Here is a 19,862-nt window from a genome sequence, read left to right on the forward strand (position 1 = left end):
CCTCACTTTCCGACCTGCATCATCTGCCACATCGGCAGGAATACGGACAACGCTACCACGAGCACGACCGCCGCCAACGCCAGCGTCAGCAGCGGCTCAATCAGCGTGCCGATCTGACCCGTGAGGTGACCCACCTCTCGGTCATACTGCTTCGAGACCACGGTGCACGCCCGCGACAGCTCCCGCGCATCCTCACCCGCCGTAAGCATCCGCCTCGCAAACGGCGTCAGGTACCGACTCTCAGAGATCGCCCCGGAGAGTTCATCGCCCCGTCCCAGACGCTCAGCAAAGCCCTCGCACTCCATCACAAACAGCGGCCTGCCGGTCGCCCGACCCGCCATGCGTATCGCCTCGATCATCCCCAGCCCCGATCCGACGCCCAGCCCGAGCACCCGCGTGAATCGCGACGTCGTCTCAGCCACGATCACCCGACGCACGAACGGCAGTCTCAGAAAGAGCCGCTCATAAAGCAGCCGCCCACTCGTCGTCTTCCACACCATCGAGCAGCATCCCGCGCCCGACGCCGCCAGAATCGCATAGACCCACCAGATCCCCCGCACATGCTCACCAAACGCCTGGATCGCGCGCGTCACGAGCGGCATCTGCACGTTCTGCGCCTGGAACGTCGCGCCGAACCGAGGCACCACAAAGACGATGATCACAGTCACCGCGACCGCAACCACGCCCATCACAATTGCCGGATACGACAACGCCTTGCGCATCTGCCGCCGCGTCTCCGCCTGCTTCAGCAGCAATTCCGACAGATGCTCCAGCACCTCTGCCATGTTCCCCGACTTCTGCGCCGCCTGCATCGTCTCGATGTAGATATCGCCCACAACCGCGCGATAGGGCTCGAACGCACTCGGAATCGACGCTCCCGACTCAATCGCCGAAGCAACAGACAGCAGCATCTCTCGCAACGCCGGCTTTCTCTCCTGCTCCGCGATGCTCATCAGCCCCGTTGCCAGCGGGATCTTCGACTGAACCAGAACCGACAACTCCTGTGTCAGATCCACGATGTCCTGCGACGTGATCTTCTGGAACGAGAACACGCCCGAAGCGGGCCTCGCCTCGGTCAGACGAATCGGCGTCATCCCGTCGCGTCGCAGCACGCCGCACGCCTCCGCCTCGTTCACGCCGCGCACCACGCCCTTCACACGCGTGCGGTCCTTGGCCAGAGCGACATATCTGAAGTTTTTGGCACTCATGCCGCGCACCTCAGTTCCGGCCCCGGCTCCTCGTCGGCGATCGGACGCAGCTTCGACAGCTCCCACACCGTCGTCAGACCGCGTCTGGCCTTGTCAAGCCCGTCCTGCCACATCAGTCGCATCCCCTCACGCTCCGCCGCCGTACGGATCTCCGCCGCCGTCGCCCGACTCTCGATCAGGTGCTGCACCTGCGGCGTCATCCTCAGCATCTCGTACACACCCAGACGCCCGCGATACCCGCTGCTCTTGCACGATGCGCATCCTTCACCGAACACAAACCGCGACATCTCCTCTGGCATGATCCCGAATCCGGATGGGGGGACCTTCTCCGGCTCCGGTCCCGCGCATGCCTCGCACACCCGACGCACCAGCCGCTGCGCGAGCACGCACAACAGCGACGCGTTGATCGCGAACAACGGCAGCTCAAAGTCACGAAGCCGCGGGATCGCACCCACCGCGTCATTGGTGTGCAGCGTCGAGAGCACAAGGTGCCCGGTCAAAGCCGCCTGCACGGCGATCCTCGCCGTCTCCGCATCGCGGATCTCACCCACCAGCACAACATCGGGGTCCTGCCGCAGGAACGACCGAAGCGCGGAGGCAAACGTCAATCCGACCTCGGAGTTCGCCTGCACCTGGCGGATCAGAGGCAGCCGGATCTCCACCGGATCCTCGATCGTCAGGATGTTCCGATCCGGAGAGTTGATCGCATTGATCGCGGTGTACAACGTGGTCGTCTTGCCCGACCCCGTCGGCCCGGTCACAAGAATCATCCCATGGGGTCGATGCACATACTGGTCGTACCACCGACCGACATCCTCCGACATCCCGAGCGAGGAGATCGGCCCGATCGACGACGCCGAACGCAACAGTCGCATCACCACGTTCTCGCCGTGGACCGTCGGAACCAGCGACAGCCGCACGTCGACATACTGCCCGCGATGGGTGTACCTGAACTTGCCGTCCTGGGGCTTGCGCGTCTGCGTCAGATCCAGCTTCGCCATCACCTTCAGACGCTGCACGATACCGGCATGCGCCGCCTTGGCAGGCCCCTGCTGAACCGCGAGCGCACCATCGATCCGATACCTCAGATGCAGGTCGTGCTCATCCGGCCCGATGTGAACATCCGACGCACCTGATTCGATCGCGCTCGCGAGAATCTGGTTCACCGCCGCGACAATCGGCTCATCGCCCGTCGTCAGATCCCGCTCTGTCGGCGCGTCGGCCGCGCTGCCGACGTCCTGCTTTGCCGTCGACAACGAGTACGCCCGCGCAATCAACGCCCGCAGCGGCTCGGGATCACAGATCACCGGATCAACATCGCACCGAAGCGCGTTCCGCACCTGATCTATCGCCTGCAGGTTCAGCGGATCAAGCATCGCAACCGTCGCCAGTCCGTCCAGAACAAACAGCGGGAACACGCCGTGCCGCTCCGCCACACCCCGGGGGAGCAGCGACGCGTTCGTGATATCCACCGTGAACGCCGCCAGATCGACGAACGGGTACTCCGTCAGTTTCGCGCGCGAGATCGACATCACCCGCGACGAGAGCAGCCCGAGCGAGACAATCGCCTCCGCAAGGCCAATACCGGCAGACTTCGCGTGTGCGCTCGCACGCTCCATGTCCGCCTGCTTCAGCAATCCGTCCTGAAGCAACAACCTCACCAGGAACTGGCTCGAGTCAAGCATGTGCATCACCCTCCTGCGCGTCGGCCCCGCCAAGCAACTCGAGCAGCCGCTCGATCTGCTCGACCTGCTCTTCAGAGGGAGACTCAAACGCCGCCCCGATCAGATACGCCGGACGACGATCCGTCATCACCACGCGCTGCACCCGCACCACGCCCGACAGCACCAGTTGCCGACGCTCGTTCTCGACTGTGAAGATCTCAACATCAAGCACGCACCGGCGCGGAATGAACACACCGCTCAGAACCCCGATGCCACCCGCGCTGAAGTCCACCACATCCACCGGCAGCCAGCCCTGCTTCACGCCCGCCCCGGCCGTCAGACTCACCATCCGCCCGTGCGCCTCCGACACGCGGATCCGCGATGGCAGCGAGAGATCAAACCTCGCCGACTTCCGAAAGATCAATCCAGAGTGGCTACCCATCGAGTTGCACCTCTCGGTCGAGCAGGGGATACTCCCGGGTTCTGTCTCGGTCGATTCGAACGCTTTGATGAGCCCGCGTCCGCAAACCGATGCCCCAACAGACCGATCCTGCGGCTTGCCGCTCCTCTTCACCCGCCTACTATTGAAGTCTCGGCCTGATCGGGGTCGGGTTTCGTTCGGCGTGCGCCGACGAAGCACTCAGGATGGAGCGCGACGTTCTCAGCCCAGCGCTCCTGGAAACACACAAGCGCCCTTGCGCGGAGCATCAGCGGGTCTTCACCCGCCGCCCGATCTGCCCGCCGGTGTCGCTGCCCCAGGAAAGGGGTCTGTCCATGGCTGACGCGAACTCGATCGTCAAAGACCTTATCGAATCAGGTATCCACTTCGGCCAGCGCACCGCGAACTGGAACCCGAAGATGGGTCCGTACATCTACGGCAAGCGCAACGGCATCCACATCATCGACATCAAGGAGACCGTCAAGGGTCTCCTCCTCGCCAAGCGCTACATCGCAAAGACCGTCGCCGAGGGCAAGGACGTCTGCTTCGTCGGCACCAAGCGCCAGGCAAAGGGCGTCCTCGAGACCCGCGTCCCCGACGTAAAGATGCACTACGTCACCGAGCGCTGGCTCGGCGGCACACTCACCAACTTCCGCACCATCCGCTCCCGCCTCAAGCGGCTCGAAGAGCTCGAGACCGTCGAGCGTGAGTCCAACTACGCCAGCTACTCCAAGAAGATGGAGAGCCAACTCCGGCGCGAGCAGGCCAAGATCAAGCGCAACCTCGACGGCATCCGCAACATGACCGACATGCCCGGAGCCCTCGTCATCGTCGACGTCCGCAAGGAGGTCACCGCGATCAACGAGGCCCGCAAGCTCGGCATCAAGACGATCTGCCTCCTCGACACCGACGGCGACCCCGACATGGCCGACATCGCCATCCCCGGCAACGACGACTCGATGCGCGCCATCGACGTTATCATCCGCGAGCTCTGCCTCGCCGTCGCCGAGGGCAAGCAGATGCGCGAGATGCGTCAGGCCGCCGGCTCCGCCGAGGGCTCCTCCTCCGACGGTGCACAGCGTCGCAGCCGTCGCGCTCAGTTCCGCCGTGACGGGAGCGACGACGAACGCGGCCCAGCCGCGGCCGATCCCGCCGCAGCTCAGGCCTGACCGAATCCACCGTGACGGCCCTCGCCGCACGCGAACCCCATCCCACTCGAAGGCCGGTTCAGTCGCCGGCCTTCTTTCAGCAACCACACCCGCCCCACCGCCATGACAAGGCGACCCAGGAGACGGAGCAATGTACGAGCCCAACGCGAAAGACGTGATGATGCTCCGGAATAAGACCGGACTCCCCATGATGGCCTGCAAGGCCGCACTCATCGAGGCCACTGGCGACCTCGAAAAGGCCGAAGAGATCCTCCGCAAGCAGCTCAAGGGCAAGATGGAAAGCCGCACCGATCGCGTCGCTGGCGAAGGCCGCGTCTCGATCTCCATCGGCAACGGCGCGGCGTCCATCATCGAGTTCCGTGCCGAGACAGACTTCACAGCCAAGAACGAGAAGTTCGTCGCCGCCGCCCAGAAAATGGCCGACGACGTCCTCAACGCCTCCGCAGCAGGACCAGTCGCCGAGTCGCCCGCGATCAAGGCACTCGTCGAGGACCTCAAGATCTCCACCGGCGAGAACTGCTCCTACGCACGCGGCGTCAAACTCACCGCCGCCGCCGGCGAGTCCTTCGGTTTCTACATCCACCACGACGGCAAGACCGGCGTCCTGATCAAGGCCTCCGGTTCGATCTCGCAGGAAACCCTCAAGCAGATCGGCATGCACGTCACGGCAGCCGTCCCCCGCCCCCAGGGAATCACCGCCGACGACATCCCCGCATCCATCGTCGACAAAGAGCGTGCCTTCCGCATCGCTCAGGCGATGGAGTCCGGAAAACCCAAAGAGATCGCCGAGAAGATGGTCGAGGGCGGCATGAAAAAGTTCTTCGCCGAGATCGCCCTCATGGAGCAGCCCTTCGTGGTCGACCCCACCAAGACCGTCAAGGACATTGTCGGATCCGGTGGCAAGGTCCTCCAGTTCCTCCGCTGGCAGGTCGGCGAGCAGATCTGATTCCGATCTGCTCCCCCCCTTCATCCTGAAAGAGAATGAACTGATCAGAAGCCCGGGACATCCCGGGCTTCTTTCTTTCCGCAAACCTGCACCCTCGTTCGCCGGTACCCTTCAGCATGAACACCAACCCCGCGCTCACGCGCCGTGACATCCTCACCTCGGCCGCAGCATTCGGAGGTCTCGCGGCCTTCTCAAGTGCCGCACTCGCTGGACAGCCCGTCACAGCTCACAACCGGGCCTCGCTGCTCACGCCGTCCGAGCTCGGCTGGGACTCCCAAACCGGCGAGTACACCCTTCCGAAACTCCCGTACGCCTACGACGCGCTCGAGCCCCACCTCGACGCGCAGACCATGGAGATCCATCACTCCCGGCACCACGCCGGGTACGTCCGAGGACTCAACACCGCCCTCGCCAAGCTCGCCGAGATCCGCGCCGGCTCCGGCGACGCGTCGCTCATCAAGCACTGGTCGCGCGAGGTCTCGTTCCATGGTGCAGGCCACATCAACCACTCCATCTTCTGGATCACCATGGCACCCGCTGCTGCAGGACCTGGCGAACCGGAAGGACCACTCGCCGATGCCATCGCGCGGGACTTCGGCTCCTTTGCCGCCTTCTCGACCCATTTCCAGGCCGCCGCCAACGCAGTTGAGGGCTCCGGCTGGGCATGGCTCGTGCACGAACCCACGGCTGGACGTCTGCTCGTGATCCAGGGTGAGAAGCAGCAGGACATGATGCTGACTGGCGTCACCCCCCTGCTTGGGGTTGATGTCTGGGAGCACGCCTACTACCTCCGCTACCAGAACCGCAGAGCGGATTACGTCAAGGCCTTCATGAACGTCGTGAACTGGGCTCGAGTCGCTCAGCATCTCGACTGGGCGACAGGAAAGTGATCCTTCCCACCCCCGAACCGGTTCCTATCTTGCTAATCCGCAAGCACTTACCAGAAATCATGCAGATTCTGAAGATTTCTTGTCCAAACAGCTGGCAAAACAGAGAACGTGTGGCATCTTTACCGTGTCTTGTCTCTCTCTCCTCCTATGACTCGGCAGCGGGCGGAAGCACCTGTTGCCGGGTTTTCTTTTTGGGCCGCCTGATCCAGATCACGCCAGAGTCGCAGTGATACCCAGGCCTCGCTTCCTCACCCACCACATCACTGATCAACGACCACGAACCGGCCATGCTGAAAAGCAAGCCGCCGCGTTGGTCACGCGGCGGCTTGTGCCTGAATCATCAATTGGTTGCCCGCTTATTCGCCGAGGAGGAGCGGGACGATGTCCCGGCTGCTGAGGCCGAGTGCCCCCATCAGACCAGCGGCGGCCGTCGCCTCGCTTCCCGAGGCAGATCTCGCCATCTGCAGGAGCCGCCCGACCTGACGCTCCTCGATGCGGTTCCCGTACCGGCGGGCCGACTCGGTCGCCTTACCCAGCAGCGCAACGCGCTGGCTACCCGATGCCGATACCGCGGCATCCATGATCGCGATCTGCGCCCGGGGCCTGTCGATCCTCGCGAGGACTTCGGCTAGCCGCAGTTGCAACTCACCGCTCGTGGATGAGAGCGCCTGTGAGAGCGGGGTCGTGGCATCGCCAACGTCAAAGACCGTGCTCCCTGCGACCGCAAGGTCGCGGAGTGCGGCGATCGAACGCGACGCGTACTGCTGCGCCTCGTCGGCCCGGATGGGGCTGCCCGATGCCTGCTCAACCAACTGCTCAACACTTGCCGTGATCGCCTGGTCCGCGATGCGTGCAGAGCGGATCGCGACCATCGTCTGACGTGAGTATTCCGCCTGGAGGTCCGTCACATCCTGTGGCTGGGCCAGACCGAGCACCGGAGTCGCGAGCAACTTCGGGTTTCCTCGTGAATCCGCGATCGTCTCCTTGATCGACGATGCGGACTGCATCGCCACGATCAGATCGACGGCGGCGGCCTCGGCGATCGCGTTGGCTGCCGCAGCCAATGTCCCCGCCGGCGGAGCAACCTGATAGCCCATTGTTTCGAGCATCGCGCGAAGACGCGGATACTCCTCGGCATCCCGAGTCAGAACGACGGCGTAACGCGTGCCTGCCTCGCGGATCGCACCGCCGAGGATCGGAACCACGCGATCGGATCCCGCAAAGCCGCTCCGGGGCTGCGCCGAAGCGAGCGCGAGCGCGGCCTCGAACTGCACCCGACGATTCGGGTACGACAACGCTTCAAGCAGCGGCTTCCGAGGTCCCTGCCCCGACCAGAGCGAATCCCCACCCGCGGTTCTCTCGATCGCAGCGATCGCCAGGCGAGCCAGCGGCGTGTCGCGATCATCCAGAGCTCTCGCGAGCACACGCTGAGAGGTGTCCGCGCCGGCCGCGACAGCGTAATACATCGCCTCGCGACGGTTGGCACCGTATGCCGGGTTGTCATAGCCGACAGGTCCGTCGATCTCACGAGAGAAGTTCGAGGCCACCCAGAGAGCGATGGCCTCAGGGTTGGCGGGATCGAGCGTCAGCGACCGCTCGGCCATCCGCATCGCCATGGCCTCGTGGAAGACCGGAGTCGCGATACCCGTCATCACGAGGCCCAGCCCCGGGTCGAATGACCAGAGCAACTGGATCTCCTCGCCGGGGAAACTCGTCAGCTCGCTGCGTTCCTGGTAGTACGCGTCGGCAAGCTCGGCGTACCCCTTCGCAGCAGAGCCGCCCCGCTCACCACCCAGCCGGGCGATCGCACGATCGCAGGCCGCCCGCACCGCAGGATTCGCGGTCTCCTTCCCGAGATCCTGCAGGAAAGGAATCGAGGTCCGGTAGTTGATCAGCCCCATCACGTCGACGACCCGCTCCTGAGCGCCGGCATCGAGTCCCGGCAGCGCGGTCGCAAGAGGGATGATCGCCTGCCTGCCGAGATCCACAACGATGCGGGAGACCTCTGCCTGCAGCGCGGGGTTCGAGCGGTCAAGCAGCGCGTCGAGCAACTGGGGCATCGCGTACTCGCCGGCCGTCAGCAGACGCTCGCGAGCCAGGATCTTGCCACGCGCCGTCGTGGTCAGCATCTGGATGTTCTTGGCGATCTCTTCGGCCAGCCGCGCACGCTCGAGCAGCCCTCGCTCGTACAGGTGCATGAGCCCCGCGGCAGTCGGCTCAAGCTCACCCATGCGGGTCCCCTTCGGGGCCGCCTGGGTGAACCGCTCGGTCTCGCCGCTCGTTTCGACGAGATCGACAAACTCCGGTCCGGAGAGCCCGATTGCGAGCAGATCATCGCCGACCGACTTCGCGAGATCGGCCCGATCGATCCTGATGTAATGGATGAAGTCCTTCAGAAGCTCCTGCTGCCTGAGTTCTTCGCGGCGTGTCTCCTGGGCCGAAGCGCTCAGCGTTGTGGGCGCAAGCAGTCCGAGAGGGCCGAGGGTGGTGACGGAGCAGGCAATGACAAGGGCGCGAGCGAGCGGCAGTTGACGCACGTGAGACTCCTGAGGACCCGCAGCGCGGGAAGACACAAGAAACCAAGCCACACCGGGCACCGACGGGGCCACACGGGCCATCGCCGAACGCATCGAACACAGGCCGCGCCGGCGGTCTGGCCAATACGTCCCGGTCCCTTCTCAGGATCCGAACGGACCCGTCGGAATGGGCCACCAATCTACACCCAGCCATGAAGCGGTGTCAATCCGACACGAACGGACACCCTCCCGCCCCTCCTGTTCGAACCCGTTCATCTGGCCCCCCATTGATAGGGCGATGACCCCTCCCTCCCACACCAAGCCCCTCGGGGAAGCCCCAGAGCCGGTGAATTCCCCCCAACCACGTCCCAAAACCGGAACTTCATGCCCCTCAGGACCCGCACGATCAACTCAGGCCCCGCGTGGGTCGATGGAATGCGGCGCGGGTGGCTTGCACTCGCGATCACCCAGGTTGTGAGAGAGGTGACGCATGATGGAAAAAGAAGTGCTGACCACGGGCGAGGTTGCCAAGATCTGCAACGTTGCGCCCCGAACGGTCTCGAAGTGGTTCGACACGGGCTCCCTCAAGGGGTATCGCATCCCCGGTTCCAAGGACCGCCGGATACCGGTCGGCGAGCTCGTCCGCTTCATGAAGTCGCACGGGATCCCGCTGGAAGGGCTTTCGAGCGGTCGCACCAGGGTGCTGGTCGTGGATGCCGACCGCGAGGTCACCGACACGCTGGCCCGGGTCCTTGCCGAGCAGACGAACTACGAGGCCCACTGCGCCAACACGGCGTTCGAGGCCGGCCTTGAGTGCGAGCGGTTCAAGCCGCATGTCCTGCTCCTTGACCTGCACCTCTCCGATGGCGATTCACGCAGGGTTGCCGATGCGGTCCGTACTTCCAGCAATCTCCAGATGACCCGCATCGTTGCGATGTCGGGCAAGCTGACGGACGGACAGGCCCACGCTCTCCGTTCGCAGGGGTTCGACGACTTCCTCAAGAAGCCGTTCCAGGTCCGGCAGGTTGTCGCTGCGATCGAGGCAGCGACCAACATCGTTCACTGATCACGATCGGCCTTGCGGCGCGGTGGCGACGCAGGGCCGGACAAGCCAGGGGCCGCAAGGTCCGACAGCCACCCCCACCCCATGCTCGCGGCCGCGTTCACTCGCGCCGCGAGCTTTTCATTGGGCGATCGGCTCTCACTTCGCTGCGCTCATATAGCGAGCCAGGATGTCCCGCGCGGCCTTGAGATCCGTCTTGTCGATCATCTCCGTGACGGTGTGGATGTAGCGCGTTCCGACGGTGATCCCGACGGCGCGCGCGCCGGCCGCCGCCTGCTGAGCGGCGGCCCCGTCCTGCCCGCCCGCTGCGAGGATGGATCGCTGGTACGGGATCTTGTGCTTCTTGGCCAGGGCCTCGATCTCCGCGACCAGTGCGTGATCGCTGATGAAAGAGCCATCCTTGATGTGCAGCGCGAAGCCCTTTCCGTGGATGGAGACCGCTTCGCGATCGGGCACCCCGGGCGTGTCGCACGCGAGCGTCACGTCGATGCCGAGGCCGACATCCGGTTCAACGGCGTGCGAGGCGGTCTTGGCGCCGCGGAGGCCGACCTCTTCCTGCACGGTGAACGCCACGACGATCTCGCAGGCGTGGCCGGTCCCCAGCCGGTCGAGTTCGCGGACGGACTCGATGCCGAGCCAGCACGCCACACGATTGTCCATCGCCTTGCTCACGAGCTTGTCCCCCACTTCCTCGAAGGGCTCGTGCATCACGACATAGTCGCCGATCTTGACCTGCTTCTTGACCTTGTCGGCGGGCAGACCGATGTCGACGAAGAACTCTTTGACATCCGGCACCTTCGTGCGTTCCTCCGGCGCTGAGATGTGGATGGGCCGCCCACCGGGGTTCATCACGCCGACCAGATCGCCGCCTTCGGTGCAGACGAGGACCCGGCGCGAGAAGAGGTTGCGTGGGTCGAACCCACCCGCGTTGTTCAGCCAGAGGAAGCCCTTGTCGTCGATGTGCGAGACGTAGAAGCCGATCTCGTCCATGTGGCAGAGTTGCATCACGCGCAGGGGTCGGGTCGCGCCGCTCTTGCCGGCGCCCTTGCCGCTCTTCGGTCCGCCCTTCTGACGCGGTCCACGCGTGCAGATCAGTGAGCCCATGGCATCGACCCGGACCTCGTCGAAGAGCCCCTTGACCTCGGACTGGATCAGGGCTCGGACACGCTCTTCGCGGCCGGGAACGCCGGGGGTCTGGCAGAGTCGCTTCAGAAGATTCGTGTTCAACACGTTCGCACCTCACATTGGCCGGCTCGGCGCACCCGTGCGCCGGATCGGGATCGCCACTGTAGCGATTCGGCGCAGAAAAAGTTGCACGCCCGGTCCTCAGCAACCGGGCGTGCGTCCCAAGACCGCGGGAAGTGGGCCGATCACCACTGCCCGGTGTTGATCTCCGGCCCGTCGAAATCTCGCCCGAGGATGCCGCCGCGGGTCCACATCAGCCGGTCGGTCATGTTCGGGTCTGTCAACTGACCGTTGAGAGGATCGGGATACCAGCGATTCCGGGGGTGCAGACTCATCGCGAAGGTGTACCAACTGACCGATTCGCCCCTGATCGTTGGACTGTTCGGGTCCCAGCCGATGTTGCCTTCGCCGTTGGTGCGGACGTTGACGGTTCCATCTGCGGCAAGCACGGGCACTCTGGCCTCGGCGTAGCCGTAGAAGGCCTGACGCTCGCCGTGATGGCGAGAGAACTCGTCAAAGAGCATGGCCTTCTGGGCGGGATAGCGGACATCGGACATGCGGGGTGCGCGGAGGTCCACGCCTGACGGCACAAAGTAGGAGTTGTGTGCGCCCCATTTCAGACGCTGCGTCGGTGATGTGCCCTGGTCAATGAAGCCAATGCTGAGGCGCCACGACGCCGAATACGGCCAGCGTTTGTCGTTGTTCGTGGCGGTCTCGCCCGCGAACGCCCGCGGCGAATACAAGCCCGCATCGTGCCCCGCAGGGTCATTCCGCCAGAGGATGCGATTCTGATCGCCGGAACTCACCGCGGCATGGTCGGCCAATGGAGAGCCCATGTAGTCCGTGAAGACGAGGTGTGAAAAGAGAATGTTGGGAATCCAACCCGTGATCCGCGTGATCTCAGGACGATTGGCACGATTGCGCAGAATCTGCACCGCTTGGTCGGCTTGGGCTTGAAGGTCAGAGCCGGCATTCGTGAGATCCGGATCCGCGCCGGGCGTATTACCCACCTTCCATGTGAGCCCCCAGAACAGATCCGAGTTGTCCGCGGCATAGGACATCGTTCCCATGCCGTAGTGGCGAAGACTCGCGAGGTCTTGCTCCAGGCGTGCGTTCCGGCGGGTATCGCCGAGCCAGATCAGCAGCGTTGCGGCAACGAGGAGCGTCGCGATGGTGACGATCATGAATTCGACGAGCGCGAAGCCGCGGCGGGTCGGCGGGTCATTGATGGCATGATCGTGGTGTTGAGCGGGCGTGGCGGTTGGCACGGGGATCTCCATGGGGAACTGGGCTCACTCCTTCCTACGGAGGGGGTGGGCGGGTTCAGCAGCCAGATGGAGATTTTTTGTGCCGGTCCGGCGGCAACCCACTCGGACTCTCTCGTTCTCTGGTTGGCGGATGGGCCGGCCATCACTGGAGGGCTGTGATCGTGGGCCTTGCGTTCGTGGGAGGGATCAGGTTCTACGATCATGCATGAACGCCTGGGTTGCTCCCAACAGCGAATATCCGCCACCGAAGGCGGGGGAACCGCCGCTCCACCGCGCGGCTCGGTTGGGTGACGGTGACACAATTCGTCGGCTCGTTGAGGAGGGCGCAGACCTCAACATGCTCTTCGACATCGGGCTTGATCCCGGTGCTTGCCCGCACCTCGCGACGCCGCTCATGGTGGCGGCAGGATCGGGCGACGGAGCATCCTCTGCCACTGTGTCGCTGCTGCTCGAATTGGGTGCGGACCCGAGACTCATCGCGGGAAACAGGTCTGCCGCCACGTTCGCCTGTGCGGGGCTGGGGTGGAACTACAAGCCGGGTGGCGATGGCGAGCGGCTGCGACTTCTCTTGGAAGCAGGCAGCCCCTTGCCCCCTGGCCCGGGAGCGTCCAACCGCCTCCTTTGCGACACAGCGGCGTCGGGAGATGCCGATCGGTTGGGGGTGCTGCTCTCGCGCGGTCTCGATGCGAGGGGGTACTTTGATCCTGAAGAAGCGAAGCAGCGGTATCACGCGATGATGAGGGATATGGCCGAGTATCACGCTGGTCAGCCCGATGTATTCGAGTCCATACCGGAGGAGCTTCGTGCCTCGGTGGCCGAGACCATGCGGAAGAGTGAAGAACAGAGGGCCGAGCAGGAAACCTCTGCTCCCTCATCCTTCGAGATTCCACTGTTCCGTGCCGCAGAGTCCGGAAACGCCGAGTGCCTCAAGTTGCTGCTCGATGCGGGAGCCGACCCCAAGACACGCGACAACTCGAAGCGCACTGCCATGTACTACACGAGCTCCGTCGGCGTGATCCGGGAGCTCATGAAGGCGGGACTCCCTTTGGAGGACTCTGACGAGTTTGGGTGGTCGCCGCTCTGCAATGCACTGAGTGACGGCGAGGAGCCGCTGCCACGCGTGCGTGCGCTGATCGAAGCGGGTGCGGACGTCAACGCGACGCACGACCACGGCTACACGATCTTCATGTCGGCGGTCGGATCGGGCAGGGTGCCCGATGTTCTCCGGCTCCTTGTGGCTTCCGGCGCGGACCCGCACGCGGCCTCCGACCGGGGGTACAACGCCTATCACGCTGCTATCGATGTCAACGGCGAAGCGAACGCCGAGGAATCCGTGCGCGATACGCTGTCATATCTCAAACAGCTTGGCGTGAACATCGAACACCGAAACAAGGCCGGCCAGACACCGCTGGCCCGCGCCATCCAGGAGGGCACGGGCATTGAGGTCAGGATTCTTTGCGAGCTCGGCGCGGATCCCAACGCCGTATGCCCCAAGCACGAGTGCGGCAGCGAAGAGTGCGCGCGGGTTGACGTGCCGCTGCTGTTCCATGCCGCCGATGGCATTGGTGTGCACAAGGACGTGAAAACGGAGGCGCTGCTCAGAGCCGGCGCCGACCCACTCATCAAGGATCCGGAGGGGCACATCGCGTTGGTGCGCGTTGTTGCATCGCTGTGCTCGGACGCGGCGGACTATGGCGAGTCCTTCAAGTCATTCTTCAAGGGGCTGGGCGAGCTTCGTCTCGAGGGGAAGCCGATGCCGAAGACTCGTGAGGAGTTCGTGACCGCGGCGATGCCTGCTTTCCGTAGTTATGTTGAGAGCTTTGCCGCCGACATTCCGGTCTCGGATGAGTGGAAGTATTCCGGGGAATGGCGGGCCGAGAAGGTCACGTGCATCGTGCTGCTGTGTGCGTATGAGGGATGGTCGCGTCACGAGCACCTGCGTCGTGTCTCTCCTTGAGTGCTTCGCAACTCAGGGGTTGCTCTCGCATGCATGACGATCTCCGACATGAGCTGCACAATGTTCGGAGAGGTTCCGTTGAAGTCTCGCCAGTATCTCGGGCTGATGGTCACGGCGAAGGGTTGGGTGTTTCCGATGCCGCGATCATCTGTTGTGCGACGAGGCGAAGGGCCATACGCCATTCGAGGATGGGCTGGGCATCGTCGGGCTCGGCGAGGACTTCCTGCATCGATTCGATCAGGAGGTCGATGACGAGGTCGTAGTGCTCGGGCTTTGCGCAGTATCTGACGTGGCGTCTGCCCAGATCGGCGAGCATGGCGGCGTTCTCTTGCGGGTGTTCCAGGTTTCGGACGACGGCGTCGAGCGCGGCCATGAGTTTCCGTGCCTGCGATTCCGGGTCGCTGCGGAACATGGCGAGGAGGTCCGGTGCCGCGGCGAAGAGTTTGTTGTAGAACGTCCGTGCGAGACGGAGATCGTGGGCGCGGACGCACGCGTATGTGGACTTGAGGCGGTCTGCGAGGCCGAGATCGAGGGGCATGCGGCTGAGGGGTGCGTGCGATGTTGAGGATGCGACGGGGTGTCTGCGTACGGGCATCGGTTTCACTCCGAGAGGGGTTGCTCCCATGTGCAGACGCGGATGGAACCGTGGAATCACGCCACGGGTTGCGCCGATTCGCTGCGGATGTGAGCCGCGCTGCGCGAGGGGATCAGCCGGAGGGTGTGGCTTGGGGTTCGCTGGGAGCGTCGGCTGGGGCGTTGGTGATGCCTGCGAGGAGATTCGCGGACTCGATGGTGTCGGGGTGCGACTCTCCGAGGGTGCTGCGTTGGAGATCGTGCGCTCGTGCGATGTGCTCGATCGCCTGGGCTTTGTCGCCTCGGGCGTTGAGGATCGCGCCGAGTGAAGCGAGAGCGCGGAGGGTGTCTGGATGCTCGGGGCCGAGGGTCGCGACTCGCCCTGCGTAGCACTCGCGTTGGAGCGTCTCAGCTCCCGGCAGATCGCCGGAGGCGATGAGCAAAGAGGCGAGCTGCGCGATCGCGACCAGTGTGTGTTTGTGCGTGTCGCCGTAGGTGCGGCGATCGGAGGCGAGTGCGTGCTCCATGAGTTCTCGGGCTTCGGAGAACTTGCCCTGATCCTGGAGCAGGACGCCGAGATTGCTCATCGCGCTGCGATACTCGGGGTGGTCTTCGCCGAGGGTGCGCCGGCGGCGTTCGAGCAGTTCGCGCCAGCACGCTTCGGCATCTTCGGGCCGGTTCTGCATCGCGAGGACGATGCCGACGTTGTTGAGGGTTCGCAGGGTGTCGGGGTGGTCGTCACCGAGGACGATACGCTGCGAGCGGAGCGTCTCGCTCCAGACGCGGTGGGCCTCATCGAGGTTGCCCAGTCTGCGATATGCGCCGCCGAGACTTGTGCCGGTTCGGAGCGTGAGCTGGTGATCGCGGCCGAAGAGAGCCGCACGGCGTGCGTGGGCGTCTTTGAGGATCTCGACGGCTTCGTCGTTGCGTCCGAGGGTGCTGAGCAATGAGCCGAGGGCGTGGAGCGATTGGAGTGTGTCGGGGTGGTTCTCGCCGAAGGTCTCGCGTCGGAGTTCGAGCGCGGTGCGGAGCGTCGGCTCTGCATCGTTGTAGAGCCCGAGCGTGTTCATGGTTTCGGCGAGTTGCTGGAGGAGACGTGCCCGTGTGTGGGGCTGTGCCGCGAACTGCGTGTCGATGGAGGCGGCGTATCGCGCGAGTATGCTCTCTCTGAGCGATCGAACGGCGATCGAGGTGAAGTTGACGGGATCGGTGAGTCGTGCGAACGCTGTGAGAGCGTCGTGGGGTGGTTGGCTGCTCGGGTCTGATTCTGGCGAGAGCCGGGCGAGTTCGGCGACACGCTCTGCGAGTGAGGCACGGAGGCGGTCGCCCATGTCTGCGACGTCGATGCCGCGGAGGAGCGAGCCCTGGAACTCAGTAATCGCTTCGAGTTCCTGCTCTCGCTGCAGGGCCTGGTCTCGGGCCTTGGTTGCGACGTATGCGAAGCGTGCGGAGACGGCGGTGCCTGCGATGAGCGCGATCGCGGCGAATCCGATGGCGCCGGCGAGAGGCGGATTGCGGCGGATGAACTTCCGGATCAGTTCGGCAGCGGTGGCGGGGCGGGCTTCGATGGGCTCGAAGGCGAGCCAGCGGCGGAGATCTGCGGCGAGTGCCGCGGCTCCGACGTATCTGTTCTCGCGATCTTTCTCCAATGCCTTTGCGATGATGGCGGAGAGATCGCCCCTGGCTTCGGGGCGGAACTTCCCTGCGTCGGGGACGGGCTCCTGGGTGATGATTCGGATGGCCTCTGGGATTGATCGCTTCGAGAGATCGTGGGGCAGCCGATCTGTGACAAGTTCGTAGAGGACGACGCCGAGTGAGTAGACATCTGAGCGGACGTCGATGCTGTCTGGAGAAGCGCACTGCTCGGGACTCATGGAGTTCAGCGTGCCGAGCAGACTGGTGCTGCGTGTCTGAGCGGTGATGCCGGGGTTTGGACCGGAAGCGGCTCCGGTCGTGCGTGCGATGCCGAAGTCGATGACCTTCGGGACTCCGTCGGGGCCGACGAGGATGTTGCCGGGCTTGATGTCGCGATGGATGACGCCGTGCTGGTGACCGTGAAGCACCGCGTCGCAGACCGAGGCGAACATGGCCACACGATCGCGGAGCGAGAGATTCCGGCTTCGGGCGTGCTCGGTGATGGTTGAGGCCTCGGGAACCAGTTCCATCGCGAAGAACGGGGAGGGCGTGGGTAGGCCGAGTTGAGCGGTGCCTGCCTCGTAGATCTGAGCGATGCCGGGGTGACGCAGGCGAGCGAGCGTCTCGGTCTCGATGCGGAAGCGCAGGTAGGCGTCGGTGTTCGTCATGCTCTGGTGCATGACCTTGAGCGCGACGCGCCGGTGCGGGTTCTCCTGGACGGCTTCGTAGACGGTTGCCATGCCGCCTGCACCCAGAACGCCCACGACGAGGTAGCTGCCGACGGCGTCGGGCACACGGGCGGCGATGTCGCTGTGCGAGGTGAGGGCGGGCCTATCCAGGAAGCCCGTGCTCATGTCTGAGGCGGCCAGGAGCTTGCGAACCTTTGATTCCAGCGCGGGATCGCCTTCGCACGCTGCGACGACCATCTGCTCACGCTCTGCGCGAGAGACGCCGAGTGCGGCGGTCAGAATGGCGTGGGCGCGTCTGGCGCGATCAGGGTCCATGCGGCGGGCCTCCACTGTCGCGTGGGGAGCCCTCGTCGTCGGAGAGTCTGACGAAGAGCCAAGCGCGGGCGGCCTGCCAGTCTCTATCGACGGTGCGTTTGCCGATGCCGAGGAGTTCGGCGATCTCTTCGACGGTACAGCCGCCGAAGTAGCGGAGTTCAACGATCCTTGCCTGCTGCTCGTCGAGGGCTGCGAGTTCCTGGAGTGCCTCGTCGAGGGCGATGAGGTCAACATCGCGCTCGGGAGAGGCGATATCGTGGTCTACGAGTCGGATGAGCGTGCGGTCTGCGCTGCCTGCGGCGTTTCGGCTGCCGGGGCCGCCACGCTTTTCGGCGTCGCGTGCGCGGGCGTGGTCGATGAGGATGCGCCTGATCACGCGGGAGGCGATGGCGAAGAAATGGAGCCTGTCTTTCCAGTCGGTGCTGCGTTGGTCGATGAGTTTCACGTAGGCTTCGTGGACGAGCGCGGTCGGGCTGAGTGTGTGATCGCGTCGCTCGCCGCTCATGTGTGATGCGGCGAGCCGTCGCATGTCCTGATAGATGGCGGCCATGAGCGCGTCGAGATCGTCCCGCTGCCCGGAAGAAGCGGCGTGGAGCAGCAGGGTGATTTCAGAGGGTGCTTTGTCCGCGGGTGTGTGGCTCATGGCATGGCTCGTTATGGTACAGGATCGTCCCGGGTGCGTGTCGTGGCTTCGCGTCCGGCGGCGATCGGCCGGGAAGGGGATGGGCGTATGGTGGAACGGTGTAAGGCCGGCGAACGCTTCGCCGGCCCTACTCTCCATGTTGGATTCACTCGCTCATTCGGGCTGTACGGGCGAGATGATCATGCGACGCACACCAGCGGCCTCGAATGTGTGCATGCCGAGCCCGAGTTGCTTGATGTTGGTGCTCGGGATCGGTCGCGACGAGCGGATGGCCAGGGTGTCGGCGATGATGGTGCGGCCGCTGGGGAGAACGATGAGCGCCGCGTCGCCACCGTTTCCGCTCGTGCTCCACGAGCTGATAAGGGCGTTTTCGAGGGTGTACGGGAGATAGGCCTTGGTGCGAACGTTCTCACCATTCGGCTTGACAGAGGCGGCGATCTCGTCGGGGATGCGGTCGATCAGAATCGGGGTGCCGTCGGCGTTCAGGTCGCCTGCGGCGACGACCACGCCACCGAGGAATGCGCCGTACTCGGCTGACGCGCCGCCCATGTCCGCGGCGAGGGCGTACATGTTCTGGTCGTCATTGTTCTGCCAAACGACTTTGGTGTAGTTCAGTGACAGTTCTTCCATCACGGCTCCTTGCACCTGAACCGTGGCGGTGAAGGAATCGGGACGGCCGTCGAAATCGATGATTGATGCCGACTCCCGCACCTGCTGCACAGCGGGGAGCAGCAATCCCATGAGGATCACGCCGGAGTTGTTCTCGGCGGTGATGATGCGACCGTCGACGATGACGTCGTCACTGACGGAGACGTTTGTGCCGTTTCCGGGCGCGGCGCGCCAGCGGCCGACACTGAGCGGATTGGCGAGCACCCACGCGCTGCCGCCGGTCGCCACGCCGGGAACAGACGAAGGCGTGAGCTTGTTCGGGTACACCGACATGGCGGTGGGATCTGCCTTGATCTCGACGAGCGCGGGCGCGTCAGACTTGGGCGTGAAGCGTCCGAACCAGATGCGATTCGGATTGGAAGGGTTGGCGTAGACGCCGACGTGCGGGGCGTGTGGCTGCGTGAAGGCCATGCCCGTGACGTCGCTCCCGGCGATGACGCCTGAGGAGACGGACGACCACATCGGCATGGTGGCGCGGACATCGAACTGGGCAGAGGCGAGGGCGTACATGCCGGTCGGGAAGTGAGCGATGACATCGACGGCCGCGCTCTGGCCGGTATAGACCACATTGGGCGTGGCGTGGATGGTGAGTTTGCAGTCTTGCGTGTGGGCCGGGCTGGATGCTGAGGCGAGCCCGACGGCTGCGGAGAGGGCCAAGATGGCAGCGGGCATGTTGGGGGTGGTGCGGCGTTCGGCGTGACGATTGATCGAGAGCATTGGATTCTCCTGTGTGACCGTTGTGGGTTTGGGTCTGACACAGGACGCGGAGGATGGGGCGGGATCGCGCCAGGGTGGAACGCGGCGGTGCTGTGGGGGTGTGCGGGGTCCGCTGACGAGCTGCGGATTAGGCCACATGCGGGACGTCAGTGCGGCTCGCGATGATGTGCAAGAACATGCACGCAAGTACTTTCGTGTTGATCGATTTCCTTCGGTCGCGATCTGGTCGCTCCGGCTCGCTCCCCCCACTCGCCGGAACTCGCGGAGTCCGCGAGGCCAGCGTCCCGGGGGGCAACGAAACGCCGCCGGTGTCGGG

The 19,862-nt window shown here is 64.5% G+C and carries 15 protein-coding genes; 5 read left to right on the forward strand and 10 right to left on the reverse strand.

Going from position 1 to position 19,862, the window contains the following annotated elements:
- Positions 1-2 precede the first annotated feature (2 nt).
- From KF838_06115 to KF838_06125, 3 genes are read right to left on the reverse strand one after another with little or no spacing between them, the layout of a single operon-like run.
- Positions 3-1,208 (reverse strand): type II secretion system F family protein, encoded by a 1,206-nt coding sequence (locus KF838_06115; GenBank protein QYK49422.1) that lies wholly within the window; start codon positions 1,206-1,208, stop codon positions 3-5.
- Positions 1,205-2,893, reverse strand: a complete 1,689-nt coding sequence (gene tadA / locus KF838_06120) for a Flp pilus assembly complex ATPase component TadA (GenBank protein QYK49423.1) — start codon at positions 2,891-2,893, stop codon at positions 1,205-1,207. The genes KF838_06115 and tadA overlap by 4 nt, the downstream gene beginning before the upstream one ends.
- Positions 2,886-3,314, reverse strand: a complete 429-nt coding sequence (locus KF838_06125; protein ID QYK49424.1) for a PilZ domain-containing protein — start codon at positions 3,312-3,314, stop codon at positions 2,886-2,888. The genes tadA and KF838_06125 overlap by 8 nt, the downstream gene beginning before the upstream one ends.
- Positions 3,315-3,646: 332 nt before the next feature.
- On the opposite strand from KF838_06125, the gene rpsB reads away from it, so the two are divergent.
- From rpsB to KF838_06140, 3 genes are all read left to right on the forward strand, one after another.
- Positions 3,647-4,480, forward strand: coding sequence for a 30S ribosomal protein S2 (rpsB, locus tag KF838_06130; GenBank protein QYK49425.1), 834 nt, complete (start codon positions 3,647-3,649; stop codon positions 4,478-4,480).
- A gap of 130 nt (positions 4,481-4,610) precedes the next feature.
- On the forward strand, positions 4,611-5,426 hold the full coding sequence (tsf, locus tag KF838_06135; protein QYK49426.1) for a translation elongation factor Ts: 816 nt from the start codon (positions 4,611-4,613) through the stop codon (positions 5,424-5,426).
- A 116-nt stretch (positions 5,427-5,542) separates the two neighbouring features.
- Complete coding sequence (locus KF838_06140; GenBank protein ID QYK49427.1) at positions 5,543-6,316, forward strand: superoxide dismutase; 774 nt, start codon at positions 5,543-5,545, stop codon at positions 6,314-6,316.
- Positions 6,317-6,672: 356 nt separating this feature from the next.
- On the opposite strand, the gene KF838_06145 is transcribed toward KF838_06140, so the two are convergent.
- On the reverse strand, positions 6,673-8,853 hold the full coding sequence (locus KF838_06145; GenBank protein ID QYK49428.1) for a hypothetical protein: 2,181 nt from the start codon (positions 8,851-8,853) through the stop codon (positions 6,673-6,675).
- A 469-nt stretch (positions 8,854-9,322) separates the two neighbouring features.
- Here KF838_06145 and KF838_06150 point away from each other — a divergent pair, with 469 nt between their 5' ends.
- Positions 9,323-9,898 (forward strand): response regulator, encoded by a 576-nt coding sequence (locus KF838_06150; GenBank protein QYK49429.1) that lies wholly within the window; start codon positions 9,323-9,325, stop codon positions 9,896-9,898.
- 135 nt (positions 9,899-10,033) lie between these two features.
- Here the strand turns inward: KF838_06150 and KF838_06155 are convergent, their stop codons facing one another.
- Entirely contained in the window at positions 10,034-11,122 is a 1,089-nt protein-coding gene (locus KF838_06155) for a M20/M25/M40 family metallo-hydrolase (protein ID QYK49430.1), read from the reverse strand.
- Between the two features lie 143 nt (positions 11,123-11,265).
- Positions 11,266-12,348 carry a type II secretion system protein gene (locus KF838_06160; GenBank protein ID QYK49431.1) on the reverse strand — a complete coding sequence of 361 codons (1,083 nt, stop codon included), beginning with the start codon at positions 12,346-12,348 and terminating at the stop codon, positions 11,266-11,268.
- 205 nt (positions 12,349-12,553) lie between these two features.
- Between KF838_06160 and KF838_06165 the strand changes: the two genes are divergently transcribed.
- Positions 12,554-14,305 carry an ankyrin repeat domain-containing protein gene (locus tag KF838_06165; protein ID QYK49432.1) on the forward strand — a complete coding sequence of 584 codons (1,752 nt, stop codon included), beginning with the start codon at positions 12,554-12,556 and terminating at the stop codon, positions 14,303-14,305.
- Positions 14,306-14,414: 109 nt separating this feature from the next.
- Here KF838_06165 and KF838_06170 read toward each other — a convergent pair whose 3' ends face one another.
- The 4 genes from KF838_06170 to KF838_06185 form a co-directional block, all read right to left on the reverse strand.
- Positions 14,415-14,900 (reverse strand): hypothetical protein, encoded by a 486-nt coding sequence (locus KF838_06170; GenBank protein ID QYK49433.1) that lies wholly within the window; start codon positions 14,898-14,900, stop codon positions 14,415-14,417.
- Positions 14,901-15,012: 112 nt separating this feature from the next.
- Entirely contained in the window at positions 15,013-17,517 is a 2,505-nt protein-coding gene (locus KF838_06175; GenBank protein QYK49434.1) for a serine/threonine protein kinase, read from the reverse strand.
- On the reverse strand, positions 17,507-18,160 hold the full coding sequence (locus tag KF838_06180; GenBank protein ID QYK49435.1) for a sigma-70 family RNA polymerase sigma factor: 654 nt from the start codon (positions 18,158-18,160) through the stop codon (positions 17,507-17,509). Before KF838_06180 ends, KF838_06175 begins: the two co-directional genes overlap by 11 nt.
- Before the next feature lie 153 nt (positions 18,161-18,313).
- Positions 18,314-19,546: a hypothetical protein gene (locus tag KF838_06185; protein QYK49436.1), complete on the reverse strand. Its 1,233-nt coding sequence runs from the start codon at positions 19,544-19,546 to the stop codon at positions 18,314-18,316.
- Positions 19,547-19,862: the final 316 nt, after the last annotated feature.

It is taken from the genome of Phycisphaeraceae bacterium, from assembly GCA_019454185.1.
In the GTDB taxonomy this organism is placed as follows: Bacteria; Planctomycetota; Phycisphaerae; order Phycisphaerales; family UBA1924; genus JAHBWV01.